The sequence below is a fragment of the Pseudomonas sp. IT-P100 genome, from assembly GCF_949767185.1.
In the GTDB taxonomy this organism is placed as follows: domain Bacteria; phylum Pseudomonadota; class Gammaproteobacteria; order Pseudomonadales; family Pseudomonadaceae; genus Aquipseudomonas; species Aquipseudomonas fluorescens_B.
The window spans coordinates 701,337-726,004 of record NZ_CATKQK010000022.1; the positions used below are offsets into that span (position 1 = coordinate 701,337).

Genomic DNA, 24,668 nt, shown 5'->3' on the forward strand with positions numbered 1-24,668 from the left:
GCGGCAAGCCCACTGCCACATTTGATCGCACTCCAAATATGAGAGCGGGCTTGCTCGCGAAGGGGGCCGTACAGGCGACAAAAATACAGGGCTGGTCTTTACTCTGAAGCGCGAAACCTCTCAATCGCCAAGGAGAAAGAGCATGTCTGGATGGTATGAGTTAAGCAAAACCAGCAACGGCCAGTTTCGCTTCGTGCTGAAAGCGGCGAATGCCGAAACCATTCTGAACAGCGAGCACTACACCACTCGCAGCGCCGCCGAAGGCGGCATAGCCTCGGTGCAGAAGAACAGCCCGCTGGATGAGCGCTATGAGAAAAAGACCACCAAGGACGGTCAGCCGTACTTCAACCTCAAGGCTGGCAATCACGAAATTATCGGCAACAGCGAAACCTATTCCTCTGATGCCGCCCGGGACAAAGGCATCGCGAGCGTGAAGGCCAACGGCCCGACGACGGTGATCAAGGACAAGACCTTGCCGGTGCTCTGATCGCATCCTTCAAACCCAATGCAAATCCACTGTGGGAGCTCGCCTGCTAGCGATGTCTGCTTAACATTCGACGAAGATGTTGAGTGTCAGGCCGCTATCGCTGGCAGGCTTGCTCCCACATTGGTTTTTGTGTGTGCCCGGGGATCAGCGCAATGCTTTCAACAAGCCTTGAAGCTGACCAAGCCCAGCCTCACCGAGCGCAAACACCGGCAACCGCGGATCACCCGCCTCCAGCCCGGTCGCGCGCAAGCCGGCCTTGATGGTCGCCGGCAACCCACCTTTCAAAATGAAATCCAGCAGCGGCAACTGGCGATAGAACAGGTCACGCGCCGTGCTCAAATCGTTGGCCAGGACCGCTTCATACAGCTCCAGGTTGAGCTGCGGAATCAGGTTCGGCGCCGCCGTGCACCAGCCCTTCGCACCTGCCGCGAAGGCTTCCAGCGCCAGCGGATTGCAGCCGTTGTAGAACGGCACCTGACCTTCGCCGAGCCGTTGCAGTTGGTGCATGCGCTGGATGTCGCCGGTGCTCTCCTTGACCATGGTCACGTTATCCACGGTGTTGACGATGCGCAGGATCAGGTCCACCGACATGTCGGTGCCGCTGGTGGCCGGGTTGTTGTAGAGCATGATCGGTACGCCGATGCTGTCGCTGATGGCGCGGTAGTGGGCGAGGATTTCCGCTTCGCTGAGTTTCCAGTAGGACGTCGGCAGTACCATCACCACATCGGCGCCGTGGGCTTCGGCAAACCGTGCGCGGCGCACGGCTTTGGCGGTGGTCAGGTCGGACACGCTGACGATGGTCGGCACTCGTTTGGCCACGTGCTTGATACTGAATTCGGCGACCTGATCCCACTCCGCATCGCTGAGGTAGGCACCTTCGCCGGTGCTGCCCAGCGGTGCGATCGAGTGGACGCCGCCGTCGATCAGGCGGTCGATGGAACGCCCGAGCGCGTCAAGATCAACGCCTTCGCCATTGGCGGTGAACGGAGTGATGGTGTAGCCGATGATGCCGTGAATCGTTGGGGTCGACATGGCGACGCTCCTCTTCAAAGTGAGTGGGGTCAGTTCAGGCAATCGGCGTGTTGACGCAGGTTCTGCCGAGCGTAGTAGTTGAAAGCGGCGCCATGGCGCTTGGGTTTCGAGATCCAGTCATGGGCTTCACGACCCAGCTCCGCAATGATCGGCTTGATGGTCCCGGCGCTCATCGCCAGCAGTTGCAGCCTGGCGGCGCGTTCAATCAGTTGCGCGATGACACAGGCTTCCTCGATGGTCGTGCCCGTCGACAACTGGCCGTGGTGGGAAAGCAGGATCGCCCGTTTGTCGCCGAGTGCACCGGCAATCAGTTCACCTTCTTCGTTGCCGACCGGCACACCCGGCCAGCCTTCGAGAAAGGCGCAATCGTCGTAGAGCGGGCAGAGGTCCATGTGGGAAATCTGCAGCGGCACTTCCAGCATCGACAGCGCCGCGACGTGGGTCGGGTGCGTGTGGATGATGCAGTTCACGTCCGGCCGGGCGCGGTACACCCAGCTGTGGAAACGATTGGCCGGGTTGGGCATGCCGTGGCCTTCAAGCACTTCCAGGTCTTCGTTGACCAGCAGAAGGTTGCTGGCGGTGATTTCGTCGAAACCCAGGCCCAGTTGTTGAGTGTAGTAAGTGCCCGGTTGCGGGCCGCGGGCGGTGATTTGCCCGGCCAGGCCGGAGTCGTGACCGTTCTCGAACAGAATACGGCAGGTCAGGGCCAGCTTTTGCCGGTCGGTCCACGTATTATCCGCCAGGGTATTTTGCATCTGGGTCAGTGCTTGCTTGACCAGTTGCTCTTTGGGTAGTGCTAAGGTCTTCGCCATATCAGTGTCCTCGGGTGTTTCACGCAAATGACACTAACGAGGCTATATGACACATTGTGTCATTGGCAAGGGCAAATCGTCGCCTCCTTGATGGGTTAATCGATCTCCATGTCTATCCGTTTGAAATTATTGAGAAAAAGACTAGGCGTGACGCTCGAGGCCTTGGCCGAAAAATCCGGCATGACCAAGAGCTATCTGTCAAAAGTCGAGCGTGGGCTGAATACGCCGTCCATCGCGGCCGCGCTGAAACTGGCCAAGGCGCTGAACGTCAAGGTCGAGGAATTGTTCTCCGAGGACAGCGTCAGCCTCGATAGCTACAGCCTGGTGCGCAGCCATGAGCGCCAGTCGTTGGCGGCCAATGACGAAAGTCCTGGTTATGCGGTGCTGGCGCATCAGGTGAGTGAGCGCAGTCTGTTGCCGTTTATCATTTATCCGCCGTTCGAATTCGCGGACAAAACCTTCAAGGAACACTTGGGGGAAGAGTTTCTGTTCGTCCACGAAGGGCAGGTGGAAGTGGATTTCATGAACGAGCGCGTGCTGCTCGAGCGGGGGGATGCGCTGCACTTCAATGCGCAGAAACCGCACCGCATCCGCTCGGTAGGCGAGGTCAAGGCGCAGTTGCTGGTGGTGGTGCATAGCGCGGAAGAATGATTAGGCGCCTTGGTGGCGAGGGAGCTTGCTCCCGCTGGGCTGCGAAGCGGCCCCCTGCTTTTTTCAGAGAGAAAGCATCGTCCAGTTTTGTGGCTGCTGCGCACCCGAGCGGGGGCAAGCTCCCTCGCCACAGGTACGGTGTTTGCTTCAGACCTCGACGGGAACGGTCAGCTTTGGATTGCCAAGCGCATGCGTCTTCGAATCAAAAAACCGCAGTTCTGATCCGGTCCCTTCAAACACCTTCGCGTAATGCCGCTTCTGATGCTGGATAAACGCTTTGCTGCGCGGATAAATCGACACCGCCACCACCTTCGGTTTCGCCTGGCGTAGCGCATGAACGATGTGGCTGTCCTGCTCACCCAACGCGTGGCCAAAGACGCACAACCCCTCGCCATGCCCCAAAAGCTGGTCATAGCAAAACGACAAATAATCCGAACTGCGGATGGTCTTGAGCTTGTCCGCGCTCGGCCCTTCGTTCACAAACAAGGGCACGTCATCCAGCGTCTTGATCGTGTTGTTGATCGCGAAACTGCCCAGCAACGTGCCCTCGGTCGACATCAGTTTGCGCGCCGTGCCGTCCTGATTGCGCACCAGATGCAAACCGCCGTGCAGGTACAGCAAGCGGGTTTTATCGGTCGCCGTGGCGCTCAGGTCAAAACCCGGCTCGGTGCCCTGGAAGAGGTCAGTGATGGCATCAGGCTGGTGTTGAATGGCCCAGTAGTTGAGCAAGTCGTAATTGGTGGTCAACACCGTCCGGTAACACCCCAGTTCCTGACTGATCGTCGCCAGCGTCGAGGGCACCACCAGCCGCCACGGGATGTGCACCGCGTGCACGGTGTTGATCAGCGCTTCCTTGATCGCGTAGTAGCGATTGCGCGGCGCGGCGGAGCTGACAGCCAGGGCCTTGTTCACGCGGCTGGTGGTTTTCAGAGCGCCCAGCACCTGCTCGAAACTGCGTGTCTGCATCGCATCGAACACACTCAGTTCGGACTGGCTCAGTGGCTTTTCTTCCACGGTGCGGGCGTTTTCGAACAGCGAGTCGTAGCCGAAATCGTCCCAAACCGTACGGCTGGCACCGTTGCCCACCAGCAGGCCGCTGATCGAGGTGGTGGCGCGCAAGGCGTTCCAGTCTTCAAGCTGGGCATCGACATCCTGGAAATCGGTCATTGCGGTCGTTGTCTCAAAAAAGCAAAAGGTCGGATGGGCGGCGACTTTATCACGACCCGGACTTGAGCCAGATCAAGTTAGCGTTTGGTCGATGAGGCGATCCTGTGAGTATTCGCCGAATCGAACAGCCGATACGGTCCTAGCCCTGGAGATTCGCCATGAGCAGCACGTTTTTCATCCCCGCCGTGAACATCATGGGTATTGGTTGCCTCGACGAAGCCATGGACGCGATTGGCAAGTACGGCTTTCGCAAGGCGCTGATTGTTACTGACACCGGGCTGGCCAAGGCCGGCGTGGCGGCGATGATCGCCGAGAAACTGGCGATGAAGGATATTGACTCGGTCATCTTCGACGGCGCCAAGCCCAACCCGAGCATCGCCAACGTCGAAAGTGGCCTGGGCCTGCTCAAGGAAAGTCGCTGTGATTTCGTCGTGTCGCTGGGTGGCGGTTCGCCCCACGACTGCGCCAAGGGCATCGCCTTGTGCGCGACCAACGGCGGGCAGATCCGCGATTACGAAGGCGTCGATCAATCCGAGAAGCCGCAATTGCCGCTGATCGCCATCAACACCACCGCGGGCACGGCCAGCGAGATGACGCGTTTCTGCATCATCACTGACGAATCCCGTCACGTGAAAATGGCCATCGTTGACCGCAACGTCACGCCGCTGCTGTCAGTCAACGACCCGGCGCTGATGGTCGCCATGCCCAAAAGCCTGACCGCCGCCACCGGCATGGACGCGCTGACCCACGCCATCGAAGCCTACGTGTCCACCGCCGCCAACCCGATCACCGATGCCTGTGCGTTGAAGGCCATCACGTTGATCAGCAACAACCTGCGCCTTGCCGTGCGAGATGGCAGCGACCTGTCCGCGCGGGAAAACATGGCTTACGCACAGTTCCTTGCGGGCATGGCGTTCAACAATGCGTCTCTTGGCTACGTGCATGCCATGGCCCACCAGTTGGGTGGTTTCTACGACTTGCCCCACGGCGTCTGTAACGCCGTGCTGTTGCCGCATGTGCAAAGTTTCAATGCGCTGGTGTGCGCCGACCGCCTGACCGACGTGGCCCATGCAATGGGTGCCGATATCCGCGGCTTCAGCCCGGAAGAGGGCGCCCAGGCGGCCATCGCGGCGATTCGTAGCCTGGCGAAAGACGTCGAAATTCCCGCTGGCTTGCGCGAACTCGGTGCCCGGCTCAACGATATCCCGACCCTCGCCGCCAACGCCTTGAAAGACGCGTGTGGCGTGACCAATCCACGGGCCGCGGATCAGCGGCAGATCGAGGAGATTTTCCGCAGCGCGTTTTGACGGTCGCACGGCACGGGCGCAAAGGACGTTATGCTGCGTCTTCGTCCGAGCCGACATCGCGAGTCCCAGATGCTGCAAAAAAGCCTGATCCGCCGCCTCGACCTCATCACCCTCCAGCTATTCGTCGCCGTCCACGAAGAAGGCACGCTGACCCGTGCCGCGACCCGCGAGGCCATCGCGGTGTCGGCGGCGAGCAAGCGGTTGATGGAGTTGGAGGAGGCGCTGGGCATTAGCCTGTTCGTGCGTCAGGCCAAGGGCATGACCCTGACGCCGGCCGGCGAAACCCTGTTGCACCATGCTCGGCAGATGCTGTTCAACGTCGAGAAAATGGGCTTTGAACTGGGTGAACACAGCCATGGCATTCGTGGTTATGTGCGGATGCTCGCCAACCTGTCGGCGATCATTCAGTTTCTGCCGGAAGACCTGCGGGGCTTTTCCGAACGACATCCGCAGGTCAAGACCGATCTCGAAGAGCGTCCCAGCGGCGGTGTGATTCAAGGCGTGCTGGATGGCGTGGCGGACCTCGGGATCTGTTCCAGCGACAGCGATGTGAAAGGCCTGCACAGCGTGCTGTATCGCCAGGACAAACTGATGGTGCTGATGCTGCCGGATCATCCATTGGCCAGCCGTTCCAGCCTGGCGTTCGCCGATACGCTGGGCAGCGATTACGTCGGCCTGCATTCCGCCAGTTCCATCAACATGCGCACCCACGCCGCCGCGCGTGAGGCGGGCAAGGTGTTGCGATTGCGGATTCATGTGCCGGGGTTCGATGCGATGTGCCGGATGGTCCAGGCCAACATGGGCATCGGGATTTTGCCGCAGAAGGCTTACGAATTGTTTGGCCGGGCGCTGGGGTTGCGTGCGGTGCCGTTGACCGATGACTGGTCGGATCGGGCGTTGATTCTGGTCGTGCGCGATGAAGCGGCGTTGTCGCCGGTGAGCAGGATGTTGTTTGAGCAGTTGCGGGGGCAGGTCTGAGATTTTCATTGCCGGGGCCGGCCTCATCGCGGGCAAGCCCGCTCCTACAGAGGATTGGTGAACGCCGCAGATCACTGTGGGAGCTGGCCTGCCAGCGATGACCGACCTGAGGTCGCGGTAATCTCCCCGAGCGTTCGCGTTTCACGAACGCCCGTTGCCAACAGAAGGTTGGATTCCAGTCCCCTCGCTCCTCTAGCCTTGGCGCATATTCCAAGAACAACAGAGGTACCCCGCGATGACTGCCCCCCTGAGTGCAATCAAGGTGATCGAAATCGGCACGCTGATCGCCGCGCCGTTCGCCGCGCGCATGCTCGCCGAGTTCGGCGCCGAGGTGATCAAGATCGAAGCCATGGGCCAGGGCGATCCCCTGCGCAAATGGCGCAAGCTGCACGAAGGCACCTCGTTGTGGTGGTACCTGCAATCGCGCAACAAGAAGTCCCTGGCGCTGAATCTGAAATCCCCCGAAGGCATTGAACTGGTCAAGCAACTGGCGACCAGCGCCGACGTGCTGATCGAAAACCTGCGCCCTGGCGCTCTCGAGAAACTCGGTTTGGGCTGGGACGTGTTGCACGCCTTGAATCCCAACCTGACTCTGGTGCGCATTTCCGGCTACGGCCAGACCGGTCCGTACCGCGACCGTCCAGGATTCGGCGCCATCGGCGAGGCCATGGGCGGGATTCGCTACACCACCGGCACCCCCGGTTCACCACCGGCGCGGGTCGGTGTCAGCCTTGGCGATTCACTGGCGTCGCTGCACGCGGTGATCGGTGCCTTGATGTCGCTGCTGCGGGTCAAGACCGGGCAGGGCGGCGGGCAAGTGGTCGATGTGTCGCTGGCCGAAAGCGTGTTCAACGTCATGGAAAGCCTGGTGCCGGAATACGACATGCTCGGTCATGTGCGTGAGCGCAGTGGCGGGGCATTGCCCGGCATCGCGCCGTCCAACACCTACCTGACGGCCGATGGGGCCTACGTGGTGATCGCCGGCAACAGCGATCCGATCTACAAGCGCTTGATGGAAGTCGTCGGTCGCCGCGATCTGGCCGACGCGCCGGAGTTTGCCCACAACGATGGTCGCGCAGCCAAGAGCAATGTGCTGGATGCTGCCATCACTCACTGGACCAGCAGCCTGCCGATCGACGAAGTCCTGTCGGCGCTGGAAGCCGCTGAAGTACCGGCCGGACGCATCTATTCGGTGGCTGACATCGTCGCTGATCCGCACTATCAGGCGCGGGACATGCTGCTCAGCGCCGACCTGCCTGGCGGCGCGACAGTGACGATGCCGGGCATCGTGCCCAAACTCTCCGAAACCCCCGGTGGCGTGAACTGGTCGGGGCCGAGCCTGGGCCAGCACACCGACGGGATTCTCGCGGGGTTGGGCCTGACGGACGCAGACATCGAACGCCTGAAAACTGAAGGGGTGGTGCAATGATCACTGATTTTTCCGAGACCCTGATCGTTCAGGAAGTCTCCCCCCGCGACGGCCTGCAGATCGAGCCGACGTGGGTTGAAACGGTCGACAAGATTGCCCTGATCGATCAGCTGTCGCTGGCCGGATTCAGCCGCATCGAAGCCGGCTCGTTCGTGTCGCCCAAGGCCATTCCGGCGCTACGCGACGGCGAGCTGGTGTTCAAGGGCATCACCCGTCAACCGGGAGTGATTTACGTCGCGTTGATCCCCAACCTCAAAGGTGCGCAACGGGCGCTGGCGACAAGGGCCGATGAGCTGAACCTGGTGATGTCCGCCAGCCAGACCCACAACCTGGCGAACATGCGCATGCGGTGCGAAGCCTCATTGGCCGCGTTCGGCGAGATCGTGCACTACGTGGGTGACACTCAGGTGCGACTGAACGGCAGCATCGCCACCACGTTCGGTTGCCCGTTCGAAGGCAGGATCGATGAGGACCGTGTACTGCAAATCGTCGAGGCCTATCAGGAACTCGGCATTCAGGGCATCACCCTGGCCGACACCACCGGCATGGCCAATCCGCGTCAGGTCGACCGACTGGTGCGCCGGGTCTTGCAGCGGGTTTCGCCAGCGGACCTGACCCTGCATTTCCACAACACCCGCGGCCTCGGTTTGTGCAACGTGCTGGCCGCTTACGAGGCCGGCGCCCGACGCTTTGACGCAGCCCTCGGCGGCCTCGGCGGGTGCCCGTTTGCACCGGGTGCCTCGGGCAATATCTGCACCGAAGACCTGGTGAACCTGTGCGATGAAATCGGCATTCACACCGGCATCGACCTGCCGCTGTTGTTGAGGTTGTCGCAAGGATTACCCGCGCTGTTGGGGCACGAAGTGCCAGGCCAGTTGGCCAAGGCCGGACGCAATTGCGACTTGCACCCAACCCCTTTCTGACACACCGAACAACGCCCACAGAAGCTACATCTCAACCAGACAACAAAAACAATCGGACACCCAAGGGCAGTCCGCCTGGAGAAAGCACCATGAGCCTCAATGTACTGGAGGCGGGCGCGAGCCCGTCCGTTAGCCACGACGAAGAAAAAGCCCTGGTCAGCAAAGTCGCCTGGCGCCTGATGCCGCTGATCATGGTCTGCTACCTGTTCGCGTTTTTCGACCGCATCAACATCAGCTTCGCCAAGTTCCAGTTGCAGACTGACCTGAGCCTGAGCGACACCGCTTACGGCCTCGGCGCCGGGCTGTTCGTGGTCGGTTACGTGATCTTCGAAGTGCCGAGCAACATGATGCTGTACAAAGTCGGCGCACGCCGCTGGATCGCGCGGATCATGATGTCCTGGGGACTCGCGACGGCGGCGATGGTCTTCGTCAACAGCGAATGGCAGTTTTACGCGCTGCGCTTCGTGATCGGTGCGATGGAGGCCGGTTTTGCGCCGGGCGTGCTGTATTACCTGACGCTGTGGTTCCCGCAGCACTATCGCGGACGCATCACCTCGATGCTGTTCCTGTCATCGGCGTTTGCCGGGCTGGTCGGCGCACCGTTCTCCGGGCTGGTGCTGCAACACCTCGACGGCGTCCTCGACATGCGCGGCTGGCATTGGCTGTTTCTGCTCGGCGGCGTGCCCTGCATCGGCCTCGGATTGCTGGTGCTGACCCTGCTCAAGGACCGCATTGAAGACGCCCACTGGCTGACACCGTCGGAGAAAACCCTGCTGGCCAGCCGCATCGCCCACCATGAACCGCACAAGAGCGGCGGCTCGTTGCTCGCGGCGCTGCGGATTCCCGGTTTCCTCACGCTGGGGCTGATCTACTTCCTCATTCAAGTGGCGTCCTACGGCTTGAATTTCTGGGCGCCGCAACTGATCCGCAGCGCGGGCACCGAGAGCCCAGTGATGATCGGTTTGCTGACGGCGATTCCGTACATCTGCGGGGCAATCAGCATGGTGGTGATCGGGCGGGTGTCCGACTCGACCGGCGAGCGTCGCAAGTTTGTCGCAGGGTTGGTGGCAGTGGGTGCGCTGGGCTTCTTCTGCGCCGGTATCTTCGCCAACCACACGACCTTCCTGATCGTCGCACTGGGCTTGCTCGGCGCCGGGATCATCGCCTCCATTCCGAGTTTCTGGACCCTGCCGCCGAAACTGCTGGCCGGTGCCGGCGCGGGGGCTGCGGGCGGGATCGCGGTGATCAACACCCTCGGCCAATTCGGCGGCATCGTCAGCCCTGTCATGGTCGGACGGATCAAGGACCTGACCGGCAGCACCACACCGGCGCTGTATGTCATCGGGGTCTGCGCGCTGATCGCTGTTGCCCTGCTGCTGTGGGGGTTGCCGCAGAAACTGCGCACGCTCGACAAGTTTTGAAAGATTGCAGCCTTCGGCAGCGCCTACAGGGACCACGCATCCCCGCAGGATCTACCGAAGGCTGCGATCTTTTGATTTTCAAGACGTCGCAATCACCGCTTTGGCGGGTGAATCACTGAACTGAATCAGCGCAACACCACCGATCAACAAAGCCGCCCCCAACACCCGCGGCACCGTCATCTGCCGCTCCACCAACCCAAACCATCCAAAGTGATCCAGTACCAACGAGGCTACCACTTGCCCCGCCAGCGCCAAGGCAATAAACCCCGACGCTCCCAGCTTGGGCAGCAACATCAGCGCGAGTGAAATAAAACACACCCCCAACGCACCGCCGGCCCACATCCACAAGGGTGCCCGAGTGATGAAATCCAGTGACGGCATCGGCAAGCGCAGCGCCAACATGATCGGCAACAGCACCGCAATACTCACCACCAGCGACGCAAAAGTCGCCCACAGCGGATGACCCAACCCACGTGTAAGGTTGGCGTTGATCGCACTCTGAAAAGGCACCACCGCTCCGGCAATCACTGCCAACAGCAACAAACCGGCCCAATGCAACGTACTCATGATCATTCTCCAACAGGTTTTGCTGGACTCTAGAGTATTCGTCGCGCAGATTTAAATTCCAAATCGCTATCCAGAACATGCATCGGATGAATGATCTTCGGCGTATTGATCTTAACCTGTTGGTGATTCTCGACGCCTTGCTCAGCGAGCAACATGTCACTCGTGCGGCTGAGCGTTTGCACCTCAGTCAGCCGGCGGTCAGTCATGCGCTGGCGCGGTTGCGACATGTGCTTGGCGATCCATTGCTGGTCAGGGCAGGAGCTGGTCTGGTACCCACCCCACGCGCCCTCGAACTGATCGCACCGCTTGCGGAAGCCCTGGCCCAGGTGCAATCGCTGCTGGCGCCCGATGCCTTCGATCCGGCCACGGCCAAGCGCACGTTTCGCCTGGCGATGTCCGACTACGGCGCCGCCATCGTCCTGCCGGGCCTGATCCGCACGTTACGCCGGGAAGCACCGGGCATCGACCTGCAAATCAGCCACGCCAGCCGCGAAGGCATGCTCGACGCAGTGCTCAACGGCGACATTGACGTGGCGGCGGGCGTCTTTCCAGAGCTGCCGAACGAGTTGCGCAGCACTCCTTTGTTCGAAGAACATTACGCCTGCCTCGTGGACCGCAACAGCCTGCCCGCCGATGGCGTGCTCGACTTGCCAACCTACCTGTCGCGCCCGCATGTCTTGTTGGAAATGCGCGGCAGCGGCACTCCGGAGATCGAACGGGCGTTGACCGCGATACGTGAGCGCCGCCGCGTAGCGATCAGCCTGCCGCACTGGAGCGTGGCGCCGGAGTTCATCAGTGGCACGGACCTGATTCTCACGGTTGCATCGCGCGCCTTGCGCAATATTGATGAACAGTCGCTGGTCGTTGTTCCGCCGCCGTTTGCTATTCCGTCGTTTACGTTCGTGTTGGCGTGGCACAAGCGGCGAGGCGGGGATCAGGCGTTGAACTGGTTGAACGGGCGGATTGAGGTTGCCTCACCATGACGGTAAAAACTACGTCGTGCCTGAAAAACTCAAGGGTTACTGAAAAAATGTTATCTGGCCTCAACCACCTGACCCTCGCCGTCACCGACCTGAACCGCAGCGTGGCGTTCTATCACGACCTCCTGCAACTTCAGCTCGAAGCCACTTGGGATAGCGGCGCCTACCTCTCGCTGCCCGGCCTTTGGCTATGCCTTTCCCTCGACCCCCTGCGCAACGCCGGGCCCGCCGCCGATTACACCCACTACGCCTTCAACATCAGCACACCCGACTTCCCGCCCTTCGTCGAGCGCCTGCGAGCGGCCAATGTCCGGGAATGGCGCGCCAACCGCAGCGAAGGCGCGTCGTTCTACTTCCTCGACCCGGAGGGTCACAAGCTTGAAGCCCATGTCGGCGATCTGGCCTCACGACTGGCAGCTTGCCGGCAGCGTCCCTATGCGGGAATGAAGTTCTTTGACGATCAGTCAGTCGATTCGCAAGGACCTGATATAGACTTGCGGCCATTCACCAAATAGTTCAACAGGATTTCCCCGATGACCCCATCGCTGCTAATGGCCGTTCTCGCCTCGGGCTTCATTTACGGAATCACACCGGGGCCGGGGGTGTTGGCGGTGTTCGGCATCGGCGCGGCGCGTGGGCGGCGGGCAGGGGCGGGTTTTTTGTGCGGGCATTTGCTCGGGGACGTGGTCTGGTGCAGCACTGCGCTGATCGCGATAGTCGGGGCACGGGAAATCGGCAGTACGGCGTTTGACGTGCTGGGTGTGCTCAGCGGGTTGTATCTGTTCTGGCTCGGTTTACGCGCGGTACGGGCCAAACGCAGCGGCGCCGAAACGCCGCAGGGCCCGGCGCGGCAACCGTTCTGGCACGGCATTCTGTTCGGTCTGACCAATCCGAAGGCGTATCCGGTGGCGGTGGCGACCTTTACGGCGTTACTGTCCAGCCGTGCGGAGTTGCTGCATTGGTCGATGCTGCCCTGGCTGATCGTTCTGAGCTTCGTCGGTGGTCTGATCGCCTACGCTATCCTCATTGGCATCGTTGGTGCGCGGCAGGTGCGCAGCCTGTATCAACGCCATGAACTGGCGATCACCCGCCTGTGCGGGGTGATGTTTATCGGTTTTGCCATCAACGCCCTGGCGCATGCCTTGCCGGGGCTGATGCCGAACAAGGCTTGAAACTGATCGCAGGGACGCGTCAGCGGCTACATCACGGGTCAGGGATGGTTCTTTTTTGTTGCATTGTTCGGACATGCTCTCTGCACCATGGCATCCAGGAATTCCGCGCCGCTGGCGAGTTACATCGATCTACTGCTGGACGCCGTTTGCGCGGTTGATAAACAAGGTCGCTTTGTTTTTGTCAGCGCAGCCTGCGAACGCATTTTCGGTTACACGCCTGAAGAGCTGGTCGGCCTGCCAATGATCGATATGGTGCATCCCGCCGATCGCCAGCGCACCCTCGACGCTGCGCGGGAAATCATGGGCGGTGACCCCAAACTCAACTTCGAAAACCGCTACTTGCGCAAAGATGGCCGCGTGGTACACATCCTGTGGTCTGCGCGCTGGTCGGAAGTCGATCAACTGCGCATCGCCGTGGCCCGCGACATCACCGAGCGCAAGCAGGCCGAATCCCGGCAAGCGGCGTTGTATGCGATCTCCGAAGCGGCCCACGCGGCAGAAGATTTGCTGGCGTTGTTCAAACGCATCCACTTGATCATCGGTGAATGGCTGCCGGCGCTGAATTTTTCCGTCGCGCTGTATGACGAGCACTGCGCGCAGCTCAATTTCCCTTACCACGTCGATGACAATGAACAGCAACCCGAGCAGCCCGGAACCGTCACCGGACGGCTGTGTGCCGAGGTGATCCGCAGCGGCCAGCCGATTCTGCTGACCCCGGACCAGGACGACGCCCCGGCAGGATTCGAGCTACTGGTCGCCGGCCAGCACTCGCCCTGCTGGCTGGGCGTGCCGTTGAACTCGCAGAACGGCACCATCGGCGCGCTGATCGTAAAAAGCGTGGCGGGCGGCGAGCGCTACACCGAGCAAGACAAGGAACTGTTGCAGTTTGTGTGCGCCCAGGTCGCGACTGCCATCGAGCGCAAGCAATTGCATGCCCGGCTGCAGCGCATGGCCCAGTACGATCAACTGACCCAACTGCCCAATCGCGAGTTGCTCCGTGACCGGCTGAAAGCCTCGCTGACACTGGCCAAGTTGGAGTGCGGGCGCATGGCGCTGCTGTACGTCGATCTCGACCGCTTCAAGGAAGTCAACGACACCCACGGCCATGCCGTCGGCGACATGCTGCTGCAAGCGGTCGCCAATCGTCTGAAAGGATGCGTGCGGGAAACCGACACCGTGGCGCGCATCGGCGGTGATGAGTTTGTGGTGTTGTTGCACAGCATTCAGGCTGCGGAAGACGCTGACGGCGTTGCCGGAAAAATCCGTCAGATCCTGGCTCAGCCGCTGCGGCTGGATGGCCACAGCCTGAACATCCAGCCGAGCATCGGCGTTGCGCATTACCCCGAACACGGTTCGGAAGAAAAGCAATTGTTCCGCCATGCCGACGAGGCCATGTACAGCGCCAAACGCCAGAATCACCTGAAGTACAGGGCTTGAGAATCAGTCACCGTTCGTCGCATCGATCCCAGTTTTTCTAAACCTTTGCAGTGATCGAAATTCAGATTCTATGCGGGCTCCTGCTCGCCGCGATCATTACCAAGAGGTAGAGAATCATGCCTAACTCAAGAAACTCGAACTCGGGAAATTTCGCCAACGATCGAACGAAGGCGTCTGAAGCCGGTCGCAAAGGAGGGAAGACCACCACCACGACTGTCGATAAAGAGCCTGCGAAACCCGATATGGGCCGCAAAGGTGGCCAGAAATCCAAGTAGTGGTGAAGGTGGTTTTGATTGAGAGGCGGGAGCGAAAGCTCCCGTTTGAATTTATAGAGAGGAGGGCGCGACCATGAGCCGGATGGCCACCCGATTACGCAATGCCAGTATCGCCACGTTACTGGGCCTGTGCGCCAGCACTGCCTTTGCCCAGTCCCCCGCCGAATTCATCAACGATGCCTCGGCCAAAGGCATGGCCGATATCGAGGCCAGTCGCCTGGCGCACCAGAAGTCCGAGTCCAAAGAGGTCAAGGATTACACCATCGTCGTCATCAACGACCGCACTACCGCCAACCAGCACCTGGCGAAAATCGCCAAGCAACTGGATCTGCCGGTGGCCCCACGGGAAGAGGTCGTCGACAAGGCCAAAGCCTTGATGCCGGAGGTGCAGGACGGCGCATCGTTTGATCAGGCGTACGCCGCCAGTCAGGTGAAGACAACGCAGGAGGCTATCGAGCAGCTTCAGCAGACTGCGCAGACGACCGACGTGCCGGAAATCAAAGCCTTTGCTGAAGAAACCCTGCCGAAGTTGCAGAATCATTTGCAGATGGCCAAAGCGCTACAGGCCAGTCGCTGACGCACATGTTTGGTAACCGGCTCCTGCTGCAGGAGCCGGCTTGCTGCGGGCGGCGTTCCAACGATCCAATCGCCGTGGGGTATCAGACACGCCGCTCCCGCACTCAGCAATCGTTCAAATTCTGTTTGTGCTTGTCCTTGGTCGCTAACCCCGCCAGGTCATGCACCTCATTTTCGCCCATGGCACGGTAGTGTTTACGCAGGGCCTCCAGTTGCTTGAGATCCAGCGCCTCGAGCCCGAGCATCGCGTTTTTCGCCTCTTTGTTCACCCGCAGCAACTCATCGATTTTCAAATGCAAAATGTCAGTGTCGCGGTTCTGCGTGTTCTGGATCAGGAACACCATCAGGAACGTGATGATCGTGGTCGAGGTGTTGATGATCAGTTGCCAGGTGTCGTTGTAATCAAAAATCGGCCCGCTCAACCCCCACAGACCGATGAGAATCAACGCCCCCATGAACGTCTTGGGACTGCCGGCCCACAAGGCGAGTTTCTGCGAGATTTTTGCGAATTTCATTGCCGTGTTCCTTATTGGATGCGCCTGAATGTCAGACAGCGACGGCGTGTTGAAAATTCTACTTACATCTTCATATTCGGCAGGCGACGCACGGTGCGTAAAGGGCTACTCCGTCAGCTTCATTTCAACTACCCAACTGAAGTAACCCAGCGCTTCACAGTTTTTATCAATCAGCATGAATCTCAGCTCACACGCCCCAACACCGGCGGCGAGTTTTCTGCACCTCCAGTAATGGTCATCGGCCCGGTGAGTACTCGGTTCAGACGGATTTTCAGGATCGGGTGCAGGCACTGCCAGGTCGCCTTGCACCACCAGTTCAGGCGCAGAAAGGACGCCGGCATCGCCAACGGACATGTCGTAAAACACCACGCTGTGCTCGGCGAGCAGGCTGACGGTTCTGCCACGGATATGGAAGGTCGCGGATTTGTCGGTGATCAAGGTAATTGAGCTGTCATTTATAGTACTTTGTGGCTTTGGCGATCCGTTGATGGCGAAAACAAATCCGTCAGAAATGGACGTTGGATTGTCCGCCTCCAGACTGGGCTGCGGATAACGTAAAAGCAGTGATTCGGCATCGACAACCAGCAACACATTGTTGGCGGTCGCGACGCTGGATGAAGGCGATTTGATCGGTTCGGAAGTCATCATGGATTCCTTTCATGATGGTGACACATGACGGCAGCCGCTTCGGTGCATGCAAGGCATCCCGTTCCTGTCGAGGCGGCAACGTAAGTCGGCAAAGCCCCTCGTTGCCAAGGGGCCGGACGCGCATCAGTTACGGATAGTAATGAACGGGTCCCACGAGCAACAGCCGACGATCTTGCAATCGCGGTCCACGATCAGGAAGTGGAAGTGATACGTCACGCTGCCGCAGGACAGGGTTTCCGAAGACCAGTAATGGTTATCGACTTTCTGGCAGCTGGGCACCGACGGATTGCTGGTGTTGGGCACGGCCACGCAAGCGGTAGCCTTGCGCGGCGTGGGTGTGGAGATCAAGTCGTTGCCGACATTGCCGATGAACTTGTAGAAAATCACGGCGGTTTCGAAACTCTGCGACAGGCTGGTTTCACGCCAGCGAATCAGGTCGCCCACCTGTGCTTTCAAGTTGAGTTCGCCACCGGCCTGGCCGCTCACCACGTTGTTCTGGTTGGTCACCATGTACACGTGATTGACGTCGATCAGCGTCGGCGAAGCCGGGTTTTTGCTGATGTTCGGGTAGTTTTTCAGAATGGTTTCGGTGTCGATGGAAACCAGCACGTCCGTGACTCGAGACATTGTAAAGCTCCTTGTTCATAGTGAATGCCTGGCATCTTTCCAGGCACAACAACGCTTGCTTGCCTTGCGGTCGTTGCGCAAACACTACGGGCGGAACCCACCTGTCACGGGCATGAGCTGGCCTTGCTCCTTGAGTACAAACTGACGGGTTCGGGTTCCTTCCGATGGGCCGCGATTGGACTATAGAAGTGAAATTCAGGCTGTCAAAATTGCTTGGCTGGTAGCTCGACGAACGGTCGACTTTGGTTATGGCTTTCGATGATTTGGCGATAAGAAACTGCCTTCATATCCTTCGAGCATTCATAAGTCGGATTGGGCTGGCACACGGGGCGATGTATCGTAGCGAACCGGTTGTCGGCCCAGGTCCGGACAACGATTCGACAGGAGAACGCAATGAGTTGGTCCGCCAAGCAATACGTCGCTTTTGAAGATGAACGCACCCGCCCTGCACGCGACCTGCTTGCGGCGATCCCGCCTGTGGACGCACGCTCGGCCATCGACATCGGTTGCGGCCCCGGCAACTCGACCGAATTGCTGGTGGAGCGCTTCACGAACGCCACAGTGCGAGGCGTTGACAGTTCGACCGACATGATCGAAGCCGCCCGCAAGCGTTTGCCGCAATTGCAGTTCGATACCGTGGATATTGGCACCTGGAATGAGAGCGGCCCGTTCGACGTGATCTTCGCCAACGCGGTGCTGCAGTGGCTGCCCGATCACGCGACGTTGCTGCCTTCGCTGGCCGCCCGACTGACCCAGGGCGGCAGCCTGGCCATTCAGATGCCCGACAACCTCAACGAAGCGTCCCATCGCCTGATGCGCGAAGTGGCCGCCGATGGCCCGTGGGCCAGCAAGTTGGTAGACGCCGCCGGGCAACGCACGGAAATGGCCAGTGCCAGCGATTACTACTCGATGCTGCGACCGCACTGCGCGCGCGTCGATGTATGGCGCACCACCTACCATCATCCGCTGGCGGGCGGGGCGTCCGGCGTGGTCGAGTGGTTCAAGGGCAGTGGTTTGCGGCCGTTTCTCGAACCGCTGGATGATGCGGAAAAGGCGCAATACCTCAAGCAATATCACGCCGCGATCGAGCAGGCGTATCCGGCCCTGAGTGATGGTTCGGTGCTGCTGCCGTTCCCGCGATTGTTCATCGTCGCGACCCGCTGATGCCAGAAAGGGACAGATAACGTTATCTGTCCCTTCGTTTGGCACTCAGGTAATCGAATAGAAACGACGCAAAGCCGAACAACCCAATCATTGAAATGATCATGATCCCCAACTCTGAATTGTCCATGCTGATCTCTGCGTGAAAGGTGAGAGGGCAGGGTAGGGGTTTTTTGGTTGGGGTTGATGCTGGGCTACGGCTTCTTTACTGGGGGGCGGGGATCTATACGGAAACTATACGTGGGGCGCCAAAAAAACCTGTGGCGAGGGAGCTTGCTCCCGTTGGACTGCGCAGCAGTCCTTGTTTTGGGGCCGCTTCGCGACCCAGCGGGAGCAAGCTCCCTCGCCACATTATTGTTAAAGAAATTCACGGCGCAGCAGTTGATCTACAAATCAAAAGGGGCGTCAAAAAGACGCCCCTTTTGGTGTCAGGACGGTTCCGCATCCATACGTCGTGCAATGACATCCAGTACATCGCAGCCATCGCGCAAGGGGATGCTGCAGAGCATTGCGAAGTCGCTGAGAATCACCGAATCCGAATTGATTTCGCCGCGCATCGCGAGGTTTTCCAGGACCTGTGTCACCGCGCCGATTCTGTAACGGGCGGAGCTGAGAAGGGAATGCAGCGGTTGGGTGGTGTTGACGTAGAAGGTGGGAAGGTCGTCGGCGTTGCTGGTTAAAGCCATGTAGTCATTCATGAGTGATCACCATATCGGAGGGAAGACCTACCACTCAATCGTCGCCAAACAATAGGGTGGTAGCTGTACGTGGGTTGGCGAACCGGGACATGGTAAAACCGGCAGACCGTGGGGTCTCCCACGCACAGCCACCAAAAAAAGAGGCAGCCAAGTGCGTTCAAAAGCACTCCGAGAAATTCTCGGAGGCTTCTGTACCAGTCATCGAGTCGCCAAACCCAATACGCCATTTGGGCGCGCTCGGACTATAGGTCTCATGACAAAGGCACAGCAATGCGCAAGTCTACGGACAATTCCCAGAGTAGTGTAGGACCTTGCCTTTTCCGCATACGGCCTCGTTTAAACCCCCGGAGAATGGGCATTGGCTCTGCGGCGTCAGTGGCGGCAACCCTTTAATTCGCCAGCGAAAACGCTAACAAAACGCCGACTTCATGGAAAAACGTTAATTTCCGTGTTGAAACGGCTAATGATGCTCACGAGGCCGGTTGCTTCACGCCACCAGGATGGCTTTCACGTTGTTTTTTCTGGTACTCCTCCGCTTTGTGCGAAGAACCTGAGTCTTTCTCCAGCGTTTTCGAATCGGCTCCGGAATTTGCACCCGAAGACTCCTCGCCCTTTTTGCTGGCCTTCTCCTCGTTTGATTCAGCGCTTTGCCCCTGATTAAGACCGGGAAGAGCGGCAGGAGGAACGGCAGTTCCTGTCGTCTTCTCAGCCGCTAGCGCATAAAACGAGCAGGAAGACAGTAGGCCCGCAAGCGTCAGAGCAGCGATTTTGGTGTTCATGCTTAAGCCTTCCGTCCGAGGGATGTACTCATTGGAAGGCAGGTTCGAGGGAGTGTGCCGGACAGCTGACGAGCGGCAGGATTTAACGGCAGGCGGAGCCGAGCAATGAATGCGGCGTGTCACCGAATCCGAACCATAAAAAAACCGGCCGTTGGGGCCGGTTTTTGCTGTTTGGAAACAAGGGCATCAGCTCTGCTGCAACACCTTCAGTGCTGCCGATGCCAGAAAACCTGAACGGCTTTTCTCTTCCGGGTGATGCAATACGTATTCGTCAATGCGGTTGAGCAGGTACCCCGGCAGGGTGATGTTCAGCTTCTGGGCTTTGCCCAGGTACTTGGTAACATCGATGTCCACCACCGCCCATGTACAACCGGCGTACTGCGGATTCGCCGCATGCAGGGTCACTTTATTCGCAGGTGGAATCGGTGAACCGTCTTCGGCAAGAATTTCGAAATGGCCCTCAATGGCTTCACGAGCCATGGCCATCGCATCATCCAGATCCTCACCTGCGGAGAAACACCCTGGAATATCCGGTACCTCCACGCCCCAAGCGTGTTCGTTATCGCCCATTGAAATCGCAATCGGGTAAAGCATCTTCACTGTCCTCTGAGGCGCTGCGCTTTGAATTCGTCAGAGCAGCGCCTGTTGCAAAATACTCAAGGCGGTTTTTTTGAGCAGGTCCTTTTTCGGATGAGGAACTGTCACCAGCCCCGGTTTGGTCGGGTGCTTGAAGTGATGATGACTGCCCTTGATACGCACCAGATACCAGCCATCCGCAACAATTTGGCTTATCAAAAATCGGCTATTCACATCACCTCCGTGTGGTGTGCTTAGGTGGTTACTATACCCACTGAATTTATATGATCAACACTATAACCACTGAGCCTTCTCGGTCACGATGGAAAGGTGGTGTGAAAAACGAGTCTAGGAGGGCGTGAGGATAGAGTTCGGAGATGGCCGCAAATGAGGCGTTTTCTGTATTGCAGGTTTTTGCCGCACCCCTTGAAGCGCTCCTGCAGCTCAATCGACGGGTATAAAAAAACCGGCCACATGGGCCGGTTTTTTTCTTTCTACATCCCCGTCAAAACCATCTTAACGCGAGACCAAAAATTCGATTGGAGCGGGTGAAGGGAATCGAACCCTCGTTATCAGCTTGGGAAGCTGGAGTAATGCCATTATACGACACCCGCTCAGAGCGGCTGACTTTGTACCAGATGTGCGCGTGGAAATGAAGTTTTTCTTTGCGCGGAATGGCTTTAGCGCAGGTGAATCAAGACATCGGACCGGGTGACGGTCGTTCGCGGGCAAGCCTCGCGCCTACAGGAATGCGTTTAACGCTATAGGGCGAAGCTTGCTCGCGATGACGCTGTTTCAGATTGCGAATGCATGGTGGTCCTGGACGTAGTGGTAACGCGGTCGGCTTGCCTGTTGCTCAGGTTTCAGGAAACCCAGCAATGCGTTGCGACTGTCTCGGCAGGCGGCTTTGTGTTCCATGTCGAGAAAGTGGCCCGTCGCATCCAGCGTCGTGAAGGTGGCTTGTTTCACGTGGTCGGCGAACAACCGGGCACCATCGGCGGCGGTGTATTCGTCCCATTCGCCGTTCATGAACAGCACTGGCACGTTGATTTGCTCAGCGGCTTTGAAGAAGCATTGGCGGTCGCTGTGCAGCAGGTCGCTGATGTGGAAGTGCATCTGCCCGTATTCATGATCGGCCAGGCTGCTGACGTGCCGATAGTTGAAGCGCTTGAACAGGGTCGGCAGGTGTTTGCCGATGGTGCTGTTCACCAGGTTGCCGACCCGGTCGCCGTCACGGCTGCCGAGGTAGTCCACACCGCGCTCGAGGTAGTCGAGCATGTGCGCGTTGATCTCCGGGGAGAACGAGCTGATCACGGCTTTTTCGATGCGCCGTGGCCGTTGGGCGAGGGCAACCAGGGTCGCGGCGCCACCCCAGGAAAACGACAGCACGTGTTCGGCGGCGAAGTGGTCGATCAGCTCCAGGAGGATCTGCCCTTCGACTTCCTTGGTCAGCAATTTCTCATGCAGGTTGTGGGCTTTTGACTTGCCCGCGTAGGGCTGGTCGTAGCAGACCACATTGAACTGCGGGTGCAGGTTTTTCACGGTTTGTGCAAACGACGCAGTCGTGGCCATCGAGCCGTTGACCAAGATAATGGTCTTCTCTGCGGCGTCTGCGCGATAGAACTCCGTGTAAACCCGATACTGACCCTGTATATCCAGCACAGCGATTTCTGGCCTCATGTCATAAGACTCCTGGCAAGCGGGTATGCGCGCAAATGAGATTGCACGAGCTTTGTGACAGGTAGGCATACGCCTGGAATTTTGGAGGCCCATGTCGATCCATTGCAGTCCGGTCGACGGGTATTGTTATTGGCGGGCAGTCTGCCGGTCTGAGGCGGAACCTGAGGGTTCTCTAACCGACAAAAAGTTTCTTAGAAGTATGTTGTGACTCGTCAGTCACATTTCGGCTGACGACCTGATTCAAGCAGGGGAGAGGGGTTCGCGCAAGTGCCATTGGTAAATTGTTCGACAACTTCTGCTGAGCGGTAGGCTGCTTAGATCAAATGGATCTCTTCGGTGCGCAACGCGCGGTACTCGCCCGGTTTTAGCGCGTTATCGAGCACCAGCGGGCCCATGCGTTCGCGGTGCAGGCGCAGCACTTTGTTGGCGAAGTGGCCGAACATCCGCTTCACCTGGTGATAACGGCCTTCGACGATGCTCAGTCGTGCCGATGTCGGCCCGAGCACGATCAGCTCGGCCGGTTGGGTAGTGAGGTCTTCAAAAGCGAAGTACAGGCCTTCTGTGAATTTCAGTGCGTATTCCGGGCCGATCTCCTGTTCGGTCTCGACGTAATAGACCTTGGGCAGTTTGGTCTGCGGTTGAGTCAGGCGTCGCGACCAGCTGCCGTCGTTGGTGATCAGCATCAGACCGGTGGTGTTGAAGTCGAGGCGGCCGGCGATGTGCAGGTCTTGCTTGTCCGGTTCGTGGATCAGATCGAGGACGGTCGGGTGTTCCGGGTCGCGGGTGGCGCTGACGCATCCGGGCGGTTTGTGCAGCATGAAGTAGCGGGCGGGTTTGCCGACTTGCAGGACTTCCTCATCGACCTCGACACGGCTGAACTCCAGCACTTCGGCATGCGGGTCGCTGACGACTTTTCCGTCAACCCGCACGCGCTTTTCCACCAGCAACAGGCGAACCTGCTGACGGTTGAAGCGGGGCAGGTTGCTGAGGAAGCGGTCAACGCGCATGAATTGAGATCGGCAGGAAAAGGGCCGCGCATCTTACGCGATCCGCCGGGCCGCTGCTTACAACTGCGACTCGACCTGCGCGCAGCGTGGGCACAGGCAGGATTGGTCGCGCAGCTCGGCGGGCAGCGCTTCGAGTACCGCCGGGTCGATGCTGACGCTGTAGCACCAGCAGGGCCGATCGGCGGTTCGCGGGTCGGCCAGGGTGCAGGCATTGGAGGCGCCGCAAGCGGGGCAGATTTCAGGCTTGTTCATGTAGGACTATGCATAACTGGTGTGAGGCATTTCCGCGCAGGTACGGTTACGGCCGGATTGCTTGGCCCGATACATCGCATGATCGGCCCGAGAGAGCAGGGTGTGCAAGGTGTCATCCGGTTGCAAAGTGGTCAAGCCGATGCTCACCGTCAGGTGCAAGGCCTGATCGTTGTAGGCATAACGCTGTTCCTCGACATGTTGGCGAATTTTCTCGGCGATCTTCAGACCGGTTTCACCGTCCGTGTCCTTGAGCAACACAATGAACTCTTCACCGCCCCAGCGACAAACGATGTCGGAATGGCGCAGGCAACTCTCCAGGTCCCGTGCGAAGCCGATCAGCACTTGATCGCCGGCGAGGTGACCGTAGGTGTCGTTCAAGGCCTTGAAGTGGTCCAGGTCCAGCAGCAACGCGGTCAGCGGTTTCGGTTCGCGTTGGGCTTCGTGCATGGCTTGCGCGGCCAGCAGGTCGAAGCCGCGACGGTTCGGCAGTTCGGTGAGGCTGTCGAGCGTCGCCTGCGCCTGGATCTTGCCCTGATAGCGTTTGATCACCCGGTTGAGCAGCATCAGCACGATCAGCGTGACGAGCAGGCAGATCAGCAGATTGAGGTACAGCGACTGACGGATTTCACTCAGGGCGCCGTCTTCGCGCTTGTCGACGAACAGGTACCAGTTCAGCTCCGGAATGAACCGCACGTTGAGGAAATGTCCCTGGCCCTGGACGGAATATTCGTAGCTGCCGCTGTGGGGTTTGGGCAACTGGCTAACCAGGCCCGTCATGCTCTCGAGTTCGCTGAGTTTTTGCCCGATATGCGCACCCTGGGGGCCACCCTCGGCGCCGGTGAGCACCAGTCGACCGAAGCTGTCGACGAAATACACACTGCGTTGATAGCGCTGTTGATACTTGTCGATCAGCTTGATCACCGCATCCACCGTCAGGCCGACGCCCGCCGCACCGATGAAACGGTCGTTGTAGTCGTAGACCTTGTAGTTGATGAAGAAGGTCAGGTTGTCCTTGTTGGCAAGATCCGGGTCGACGTTGATCTCGTAGGGGTCGGCCATGTCACGCACGCGGAAATACCAGGCGTCGCGCGGTTCATTGGCCTTGACCTGCTTGAGCACGCCTTTGGCGTGGTAGTAGGTGAGCGTGCCGTTGGAGACGAAAAATGCGGTGTAGGCGCCGTAGTGGGTCATGACCTCGTTGAGGTAGCGGGTCATCTGGTCGGGGTCGTTTTCGCCGTTGACCACCCAGTCGCGCATGAAGGTATCGCGGGACATCATCGAGGAAATCAGGATCGGTCTGACGAGGTCTTTCTGGATTTCCGAATAGACCGTGTCCGACGTCAGCGGCAGCTCGGTGTTGACGATGTTGTCGCGGATCGAGGCGCGCGAGGCGTAGTAGCTCAGGAATGACGTGGCGAGAAACCCCGCGCCCAGCAGCGCGATCAGCGTGAGGACCAGCGAACGTTGCGAATACAGCGGCGAGTGAAGCGGCATGACGATTCCGTTGGCAG

29 protein-coding genes and 1 tRNA gene are annotated in these 24,668 nt (G+C 59.2%); 14 read left to right on the forward strand and 16 right to left on the reverse strand.

Annotated features, from left to right (window positions below; translation table 11 throughout):
* The first annotated feature begins 142 nt into the window (after window positions 1-142).
* A complete protein-coding gene (locus ACM6IQ_RS19425; RefSeq protein ID WP_017336871.1) occupies window positions 143-487 on the forward strand; it encodes a YegP family protein in 345 nt (114 codons plus the stop codon).
* Window positions 488-631: 144 nt separating this feature from the next.
* Here ACM6IQ_RS19425 and ACM6IQ_RS19430 read toward each other — a convergent pair whose 3' ends face one another.
* Window positions 632-1,519 carry a dihydrodipicolinate synthase family protein gene (locus ACM6IQ_RS19430; protein WP_017336873.1) on the reverse strand — a complete coding sequence of 296 codons (888 nt, stop codon included), beginning with the start codon at window positions 1,517-1,519 and terminating at the stop codon, window positions 632-634.
* 29 nt (window positions 1,520-1,548) lie between these two features.
* Window positions 1,549-2,331, reverse strand: a complete 783-nt coding sequence (locus tag ACM6IQ_RS19435) for an aldolase (RefSeq protein ID WP_017336874.1) — start codon at window positions 2,329-2,331, stop codon at window positions 1,549-1,551.
* Between the two features lie 108 nt (window positions 2,332-2,439).
* On the opposite strand from ACM6IQ_RS19435, the gene ACM6IQ_RS19440 reads away from it, so the two are divergent.
* The gene (locus ACM6IQ_RS19440) at window positions 2,440-2,982 is read left to right on the forward strand and encodes a helix-turn-helix domain-containing protein (RefSeq protein ID WP_414879572.1); all 543 of its coding nucleotides are present in this window, start codon (window positions 2,440-2,442) and stop codon (window positions 2,980-2,982) included.
* 147 nt (window positions 2,983-3,129) lie between these two features.
* Here the strand turns inward: ACM6IQ_RS19440 and ACM6IQ_RS19445 are convergent, their stop codons facing one another.
* Entirely contained in the window at window positions 3,130-4,149 is a 1,020-nt protein-coding gene (locus tag ACM6IQ_RS19445; RefSeq protein WP_414879573.1) for a DUF4917 family protein, read from the reverse strand.
* Between the two features lie 158 nt (window positions 4,150-4,307).
* On the opposite strand from ACM6IQ_RS19445, the gene yiaY reads away from it, so the two are divergent.
* From yiaY to ACM6IQ_RS19470, 5 genes are all read left to right on the forward strand, one after another.
* Entirely contained in the window at window positions 4,308-5,456 is a 1,149-nt protein-coding gene (gene yiaY, locus ACM6IQ_RS19450) for an L-threonine dehydrogenase (RefSeq protein ID WP_017336877.1), read from the forward strand.
* Between the two features lie 69 nt (window positions 5,457-5,525).
* Complete coding sequence (locus ACM6IQ_RS19455) at window positions 5,526-6,434, forward strand: LysR family transcriptional regulator (protein ID WP_414879641.1); 909 nt, start codon at window positions 5,526-5,528, stop codon at window positions 6,432-6,434.
* 235 nt (window positions 6,435-6,669) lie between these two features.
* A complete protein-coding gene (locus ACM6IQ_RS19460) occupies window positions 6,670-7,863 on the forward strand; it encodes a CaiB/BaiF CoA transferase family protein (RefSeq protein ID WP_414879574.1) in 1,194 nt (397 codons plus the stop codon).
* On the forward strand, window positions 7,860-8,786 hold the full coding sequence (locus tag ACM6IQ_RS19465; RefSeq protein ID WP_017336880.1) for a hydroxymethylglutaryl-CoA lyase: 927 nt from the start codon (window positions 7,860-7,862) through the stop codon (window positions 8,784-8,786). The genes ACM6IQ_RS19460 and ACM6IQ_RS19465 overlap by 4 nt, the downstream gene beginning before the upstream one ends.
* Window positions 8,787-8,875: 89 nt before the next feature.
* Complete coding sequence (locus ACM6IQ_RS19470; RefSeq protein WP_414879575.1) at window positions 8,876-10,207, forward strand: MFS transporter; 1,332 nt, start codon at window positions 8,876-8,878, stop codon at window positions 10,205-10,207.
* Window positions 10,208-10,285: 78 nt separating this feature from the next.
* Here ACM6IQ_RS19470 and ACM6IQ_RS19475 read toward each other — a convergent pair whose 3' ends face one another.
* Window positions 10,286-10,774, reverse strand: coding sequence for a DMT family transporter (locus ACM6IQ_RS19475; RefSeq protein WP_414879576.1), 489 nt, complete (start codon window positions 10,772-10,774; stop codon window positions 10,286-10,288).
* A 77-nt stretch (window positions 10,775-10,851) separates the two neighbouring features.
* Here ACM6IQ_RS19475 and ACM6IQ_RS19480 point away from each other — a divergent pair, with 77 nt between their 5' ends.
* The 6 genes from ACM6IQ_RS19480 (at window position 10,852) to ACM6IQ_RS19505 (ending at window position 15,215) form a co-directional block, all read left to right on the forward strand.
* The gene (locus ACM6IQ_RS19480; protein ID WP_414879577.1) at window positions 10,852-11,757 is read left to right on the forward strand and encodes a LysR family transcriptional regulator; all 906 of its coding nucleotides are present in this window, start codon (window positions 10,852-10,854) and stop codon (window positions 11,755-11,757) included.
* A gap of 47 nt (window positions 11,758-11,804) precedes the next feature.
* Window positions 11,805-12,269, forward strand: coding sequence for a fosfomycin resistance glutathione transferase (gene fos / locus ACM6IQ_RS19485; protein ID WP_414879578.1), 465 nt, complete (start codon window positions 11,805-11,807; stop codon window positions 12,267-12,269).
* Window positions 12,270-12,287: 18 nt separating this feature from the next.
* Window positions 12,288-12,926 (forward strand): LysE family translocator, encoded by a 639-nt coding sequence (locus ACM6IQ_RS19490; protein WP_414879579.1) that lies wholly within the window; start codon window positions 12,288-12,290, stop codon window positions 12,924-12,926.
* 87 nt (window positions 12,927-13,013) lie between these two features.
* A complete protein-coding gene (locus tag ACM6IQ_RS19495) occupies window positions 13,014-14,363 on the forward strand; it encodes a diguanylate cyclase domain-containing protein (RefSeq protein ID WP_414879580.1) in 1,350 nt (449 codons plus the stop codon).
* A 116-nt stretch (window positions 14,364-14,479) separates the two neighbouring features.
* A complete protein-coding gene (locus ACM6IQ_RS19500) occupies window positions 14,480-14,638 on the forward strand; it encodes a KGG domain-containing protein (protein WP_080995118.1) in 159 nt (52 codons plus the stop codon).
* 73 nt (window positions 14,639-14,711) lie between these two features.
* A complete protein-coding gene (locus tag ACM6IQ_RS19505) occupies window positions 14,712-15,215 on the forward strand; it encodes a DUF4142 domain-containing protein (RefSeq protein WP_414879581.1) in 504 nt (167 codons plus the stop codon).
* A 103-nt stretch (window positions 15,216-15,318) separates the two neighbouring features.
* Here the strand turns inward: ACM6IQ_RS19505 and ACM6IQ_RS19510 are convergent, their stop codons facing one another.
* The 3 genes from ACM6IQ_RS19510 to ACM6IQ_RS19520 all read right to left on the reverse strand — a co-directional run bounded on the left by ACM6IQ_RS19510 (window position 15,319) and on the right by ACM6IQ_RS19520 (window position 17,004).
* Window positions 15,319-15,729: a low affinity iron permease family protein gene (locus ACM6IQ_RS19510; protein ID WP_414879582.1), complete on the reverse strand. Its 411-nt coding sequence runs from the start codon at window positions 15,727-15,729 to the stop codon at window positions 15,319-15,321.
* A gap of 105 nt (window positions 15,730-15,834) precedes the next feature.
* On the reverse strand, window positions 15,835-16,374 hold the full coding sequence (locus tag ACM6IQ_RS19515; protein WP_414879642.1) for an AidA/PixA family protein: 540 nt from the start codon (window positions 16,372-16,374) through the stop codon (window positions 15,835-15,837).
* 126 nt (window positions 16,375-16,500) lie between these two features.
* Window positions 16,501-17,004 (reverse strand): inclusion body family protein, encoded by a 504-nt coding sequence (locus ACM6IQ_RS19520; protein WP_017336890.1) that lies wholly within the window; start codon window positions 17,002-17,004, stop codon window positions 16,501-16,503.
* 393 nt (window positions 17,005-17,397) lie between these two features.
* Here ACM6IQ_RS19520 and tam point away from each other — a divergent pair, with 393 nt between their 5' ends.
* On the forward strand, window positions 17,398-18,168 hold the full coding sequence (gene tam, locus ACM6IQ_RS19525; protein ID WP_414879583.1) for a trans-aconitate 2-methyltransferase: 771 nt from the start codon (window positions 17,398-17,400) through the stop codon (window positions 18,166-18,168).
* Window positions 18,169-18,593: 425 nt separating this feature from the next.
* On the opposite strand, the gene ACM6IQ_RS19530 is transcribed toward tam, so the two are convergent.
* From ACM6IQ_RS19530 to ACM6IQ_RS19570, 9 genes are all read right to left on the reverse strand, one after another.
* Window positions 18,594-18,863 carry a hypothetical protein gene (locus ACM6IQ_RS19530; RefSeq protein ID WP_017336893.1) on the reverse strand — a complete coding sequence of 90 codons (270 nt, stop codon included), beginning with the start codon at window positions 18,861-18,863 and terminating at the stop codon, window positions 18,594-18,596.
* Between the two features lie 470 nt (window positions 18,864-19,333).
* On the reverse strand, window positions 19,334-19,642 hold the full coding sequence (locus ACM6IQ_RS19535) for a hypothetical protein (RefSeq protein WP_017336894.1): 309 nt from the start codon (window positions 19,640-19,642) through the stop codon (window positions 19,334-19,336).
* Window positions 19,643-19,828: 186 nt separating this feature from the next.
* Complete coding sequence (locus ACM6IQ_RS19540) at window positions 19,829-20,236, reverse strand: type II toxin-antitoxin system HicB family antitoxin (RefSeq protein ID WP_031318476.1); 408 nt, start codon at window positions 20,234-20,236, stop codon at window positions 19,829-19,831.
* Between the two features lie 36 nt (window positions 20,237-20,272).
* A complete protein-coding gene (locus tag ACM6IQ_RS19545; protein ID WP_017336896.1) occupies window positions 20,273-20,452 on the reverse strand; it encodes a type II toxin-antitoxin system HicA family toxin in 180 nt (59 codons plus the stop codon).
* Window positions 20,453-20,758: 306 nt separating this feature from the next.
* A tRNA-Gly gene (locus ACM6IQ_RS19550) sits at window positions 20,759-20,832 on the reverse strand.
* A 181-nt stretch (window positions 20,833-21,013) separates the two neighbouring features.
* Window positions 21,014-21,898: an alpha/beta fold hydrolase gene (locus tag ACM6IQ_RS19555; protein WP_017336942.1), complete on the reverse strand. Its 885-nt coding sequence runs from the start codon at window positions 21,896-21,898 to the stop codon at window positions 21,014-21,016.
* Between the two features lie 314 nt (window positions 21,899-22,212).
* Window positions 22,213-22,905, reverse strand: coding sequence for a pseudouridine synthase (locus ACM6IQ_RS19560; protein WP_414879584.1), 693 nt, complete (start codon window positions 22,903-22,905; stop codon window positions 22,213-22,215).
* A gap of 57 nt (window positions 22,906-22,962) precedes the next feature.
* On the reverse strand, window positions 22,963-23,157 hold the full coding sequence (locus tag ACM6IQ_RS19565; RefSeq protein WP_017336944.1) for a cysteine-rich CWC family protein: 195 nt from the start codon (window positions 23,155-23,157) through the stop codon (window positions 22,963-22,965).
* A 6-nt stretch (window positions 23,158-23,163) separates the two neighbouring features.
* Window positions 23,164-24,651, reverse strand: a complete 1,488-nt coding sequence (locus tag ACM6IQ_RS19570) for a diguanylate cyclase (RefSeq protein WP_414879585.1) — start codon at window positions 24,649-24,651, stop codon at window positions 23,164-23,166.
* Between the last annotated feature and the right edge of the window lie 17 nt (window positions 24,652-24,668).

Excerpts from the sequence above, each read along its gene's own strand:
- ACM6IQ_RS19425 (WP_017336871.1), top strand. The coding sequence starts at position 143 with ATGTCTGGATGGTATGAGTTAAGCAAAACCAGCAACGGCCAGTTTCGC.
- ACM6IQ_RS19430 (WP_017336873.1), bottom strand. The coding sequence starts at position 1,519 with ATGTCGACCCCAACGATTCACGGCATCATCGGCTACACCATCACTCCG.
- ACM6IQ_RS19435 (WP_017336874.1), bottom strand. The coding sequence starts at position 2,331 with ATGGCGAAGACCTTAGCACTACCCAAAGAGCAACTGGTCAAGCAAGCA.
- ACM6IQ_RS19440 (WP_414879572.1), top strand. The coding sequence starts at position 2,440 with ATGTCTATCCGTTTGAAATTATTGAGAAAAAGACTAGGCGTGACGCTC.
- ACM6IQ_RS19445 (WP_414879573.1), bottom strand. The coding sequence starts at position 4,149 with ATGACCGATTTCCAGGATGTCGATGCCCAGCTTGAAGACTGGAACGCC.
- yiaY (WP_017336877.1), top strand. The coding sequence starts at position 4,308 with ATGAGCAGCACGTTTTTCATCCCCGCCGTGAACATCATGGGTATTGGT.
- ACM6IQ_RS19455 (WP_414879641.1), top strand. The coding sequence starts at position 5,526 with ATGCTGCAAAAAAGCCTGATCCGCCGCCTCGACCTCATCACCCTCCAG.
- ACM6IQ_RS19460 (WP_414879574.1), top strand. The coding sequence starts at position 6,670 with ATGACTGCCCCCCTGAGTGCAATCAAGGTGATCGAAATCGGCACGCTG.
- ACM6IQ_RS19465 (WP_017336880.1), top strand. The coding sequence starts at position 7,860 with ATGATCACTGATTTTTCCGAGACCCTGATCGTTCAGGAAGTCTCCCCC.
- ACM6IQ_RS19470 (WP_414879575.1), top strand. The coding sequence starts at position 8,876 with ATGAGCCTCAATGTACTGGAGGCGGGCGCGAGCCCGTCCGTTAGCCAC.
- ACM6IQ_RS19475 (WP_414879576.1), bottom strand. The coding sequence starts at position 10,774 with ATGAGTACGTTGCATTGGGCCGGTTTGTTGCTGTTGGCAGTGATTGCC.
- ACM6IQ_RS19480 (WP_414879577.1), top strand. The coding sequence starts at position 10,852 with ATGCATCGGATGAATGATCTTCGGCGTATTGATCTTAACCTGTTGGTG.
- fos (WP_414879578.1), top strand. The coding sequence starts at position 11,805 with ATGTTATCTGGCCTCAACCACCTGACCCTCGCCGTCACCGACCTGAAC.
- ACM6IQ_RS19490 (WP_414879579.1), top strand. The coding sequence starts at position 12,288 with ATGACCCCATCGCTGCTAATGGCCGTTCTCGCCTCGGGCTTCATTTAC.
- ACM6IQ_RS19495 (WP_414879580.1), top strand. The coding sequence starts at position 13,014 with ATGGCATCCAGGAATTCCGCGCCGCTGGCGAGTTACATCGATCTACTG.
- ACM6IQ_RS19500 (WP_080995118.1), top strand. The coding sequence starts at position 14,480 with ATGCCTAACTCAAGAAACTCGAACTCGGGAAATTTCGCCAACGATCGA.
- ACM6IQ_RS19505 (WP_414879581.1), top strand. The coding sequence starts at position 14,712 with ATGAGCCGGATGGCCACCCGATTACGCAATGCCAGTATCGCCACGTTA.
- ACM6IQ_RS19510 (WP_414879582.1), bottom strand. The coding sequence starts at position 15,729 with ATGAAATTCGCAAAAATCTCGCAGAAACTCGCCTTGTGGGCCGGCAGT.
- ACM6IQ_RS19515 (WP_414879642.1), bottom strand. The coding sequence starts at position 16,374 with ATGACTTCCGAACCGATCAAATCGCCTTCATCCAGCGTCGCGACCGCC.
- ACM6IQ_RS19520 (WP_017336890.1), bottom strand. The coding sequence starts at position 17,004 with ATGTCTCGAGTCACGGACGTGCTGGTTTCCATCGACACCGAAACCATT.
- tam (WP_414879583.1), top strand. The coding sequence starts at position 17,398 with ATGAGTTGGTCCGCCAAGCAATACGTCGCTTTTGAAGATGAACGCACC.
- ACM6IQ_RS19530 (WP_017336893.1), bottom strand. The coding sequence starts at position 18,863 with ATGAATGACTACATGGCTTTAACCAGCAACGCCGACGACCTTCCCACC.
- ACM6IQ_RS19535 (WP_017336894.1), bottom strand. The coding sequence starts at position 19,642 with ATGAACACCAAAATCGCTGCTCTGACGCTTGCGGGCCTACTGTCTTCC.
- ACM6IQ_RS19540 (WP_031318476.1), bottom strand. The coding sequence starts at position 20,236 with ATGCTTTACCCGATTGCGATTTCAATGGGCGATAACGAACACGCTTGG.
- ACM6IQ_RS19555 (WP_017336942.1), bottom strand. The coding sequence starts at position 21,898 with ATGAGGCCAGAAATCGCTGTGCTGGATATACAGGGTCAGTATCGGGTT.
- ACM6IQ_RS19560 (WP_414879584.1), bottom strand. The coding sequence starts at position 22,905 with ATGCGCGTTGACCGCTTCCTCAGCAACCTGCCCCGCTTCAACCGTCAG.
- ACM6IQ_RS19565 (WP_017336944.1), bottom strand. The coding sequence starts at position 23,157 with ATGAACAAGCCTGAAATCTGCCCCGCTTGCGGCGCCTCCAATGCCTGC.
- ACM6IQ_RS19570 (WP_414879585.1), bottom strand. The coding sequence starts at position 24,651 with ATGCCGCTTCACTCGCCGCTGTATTCGCAACGTTCGCTGGTCCTCACG.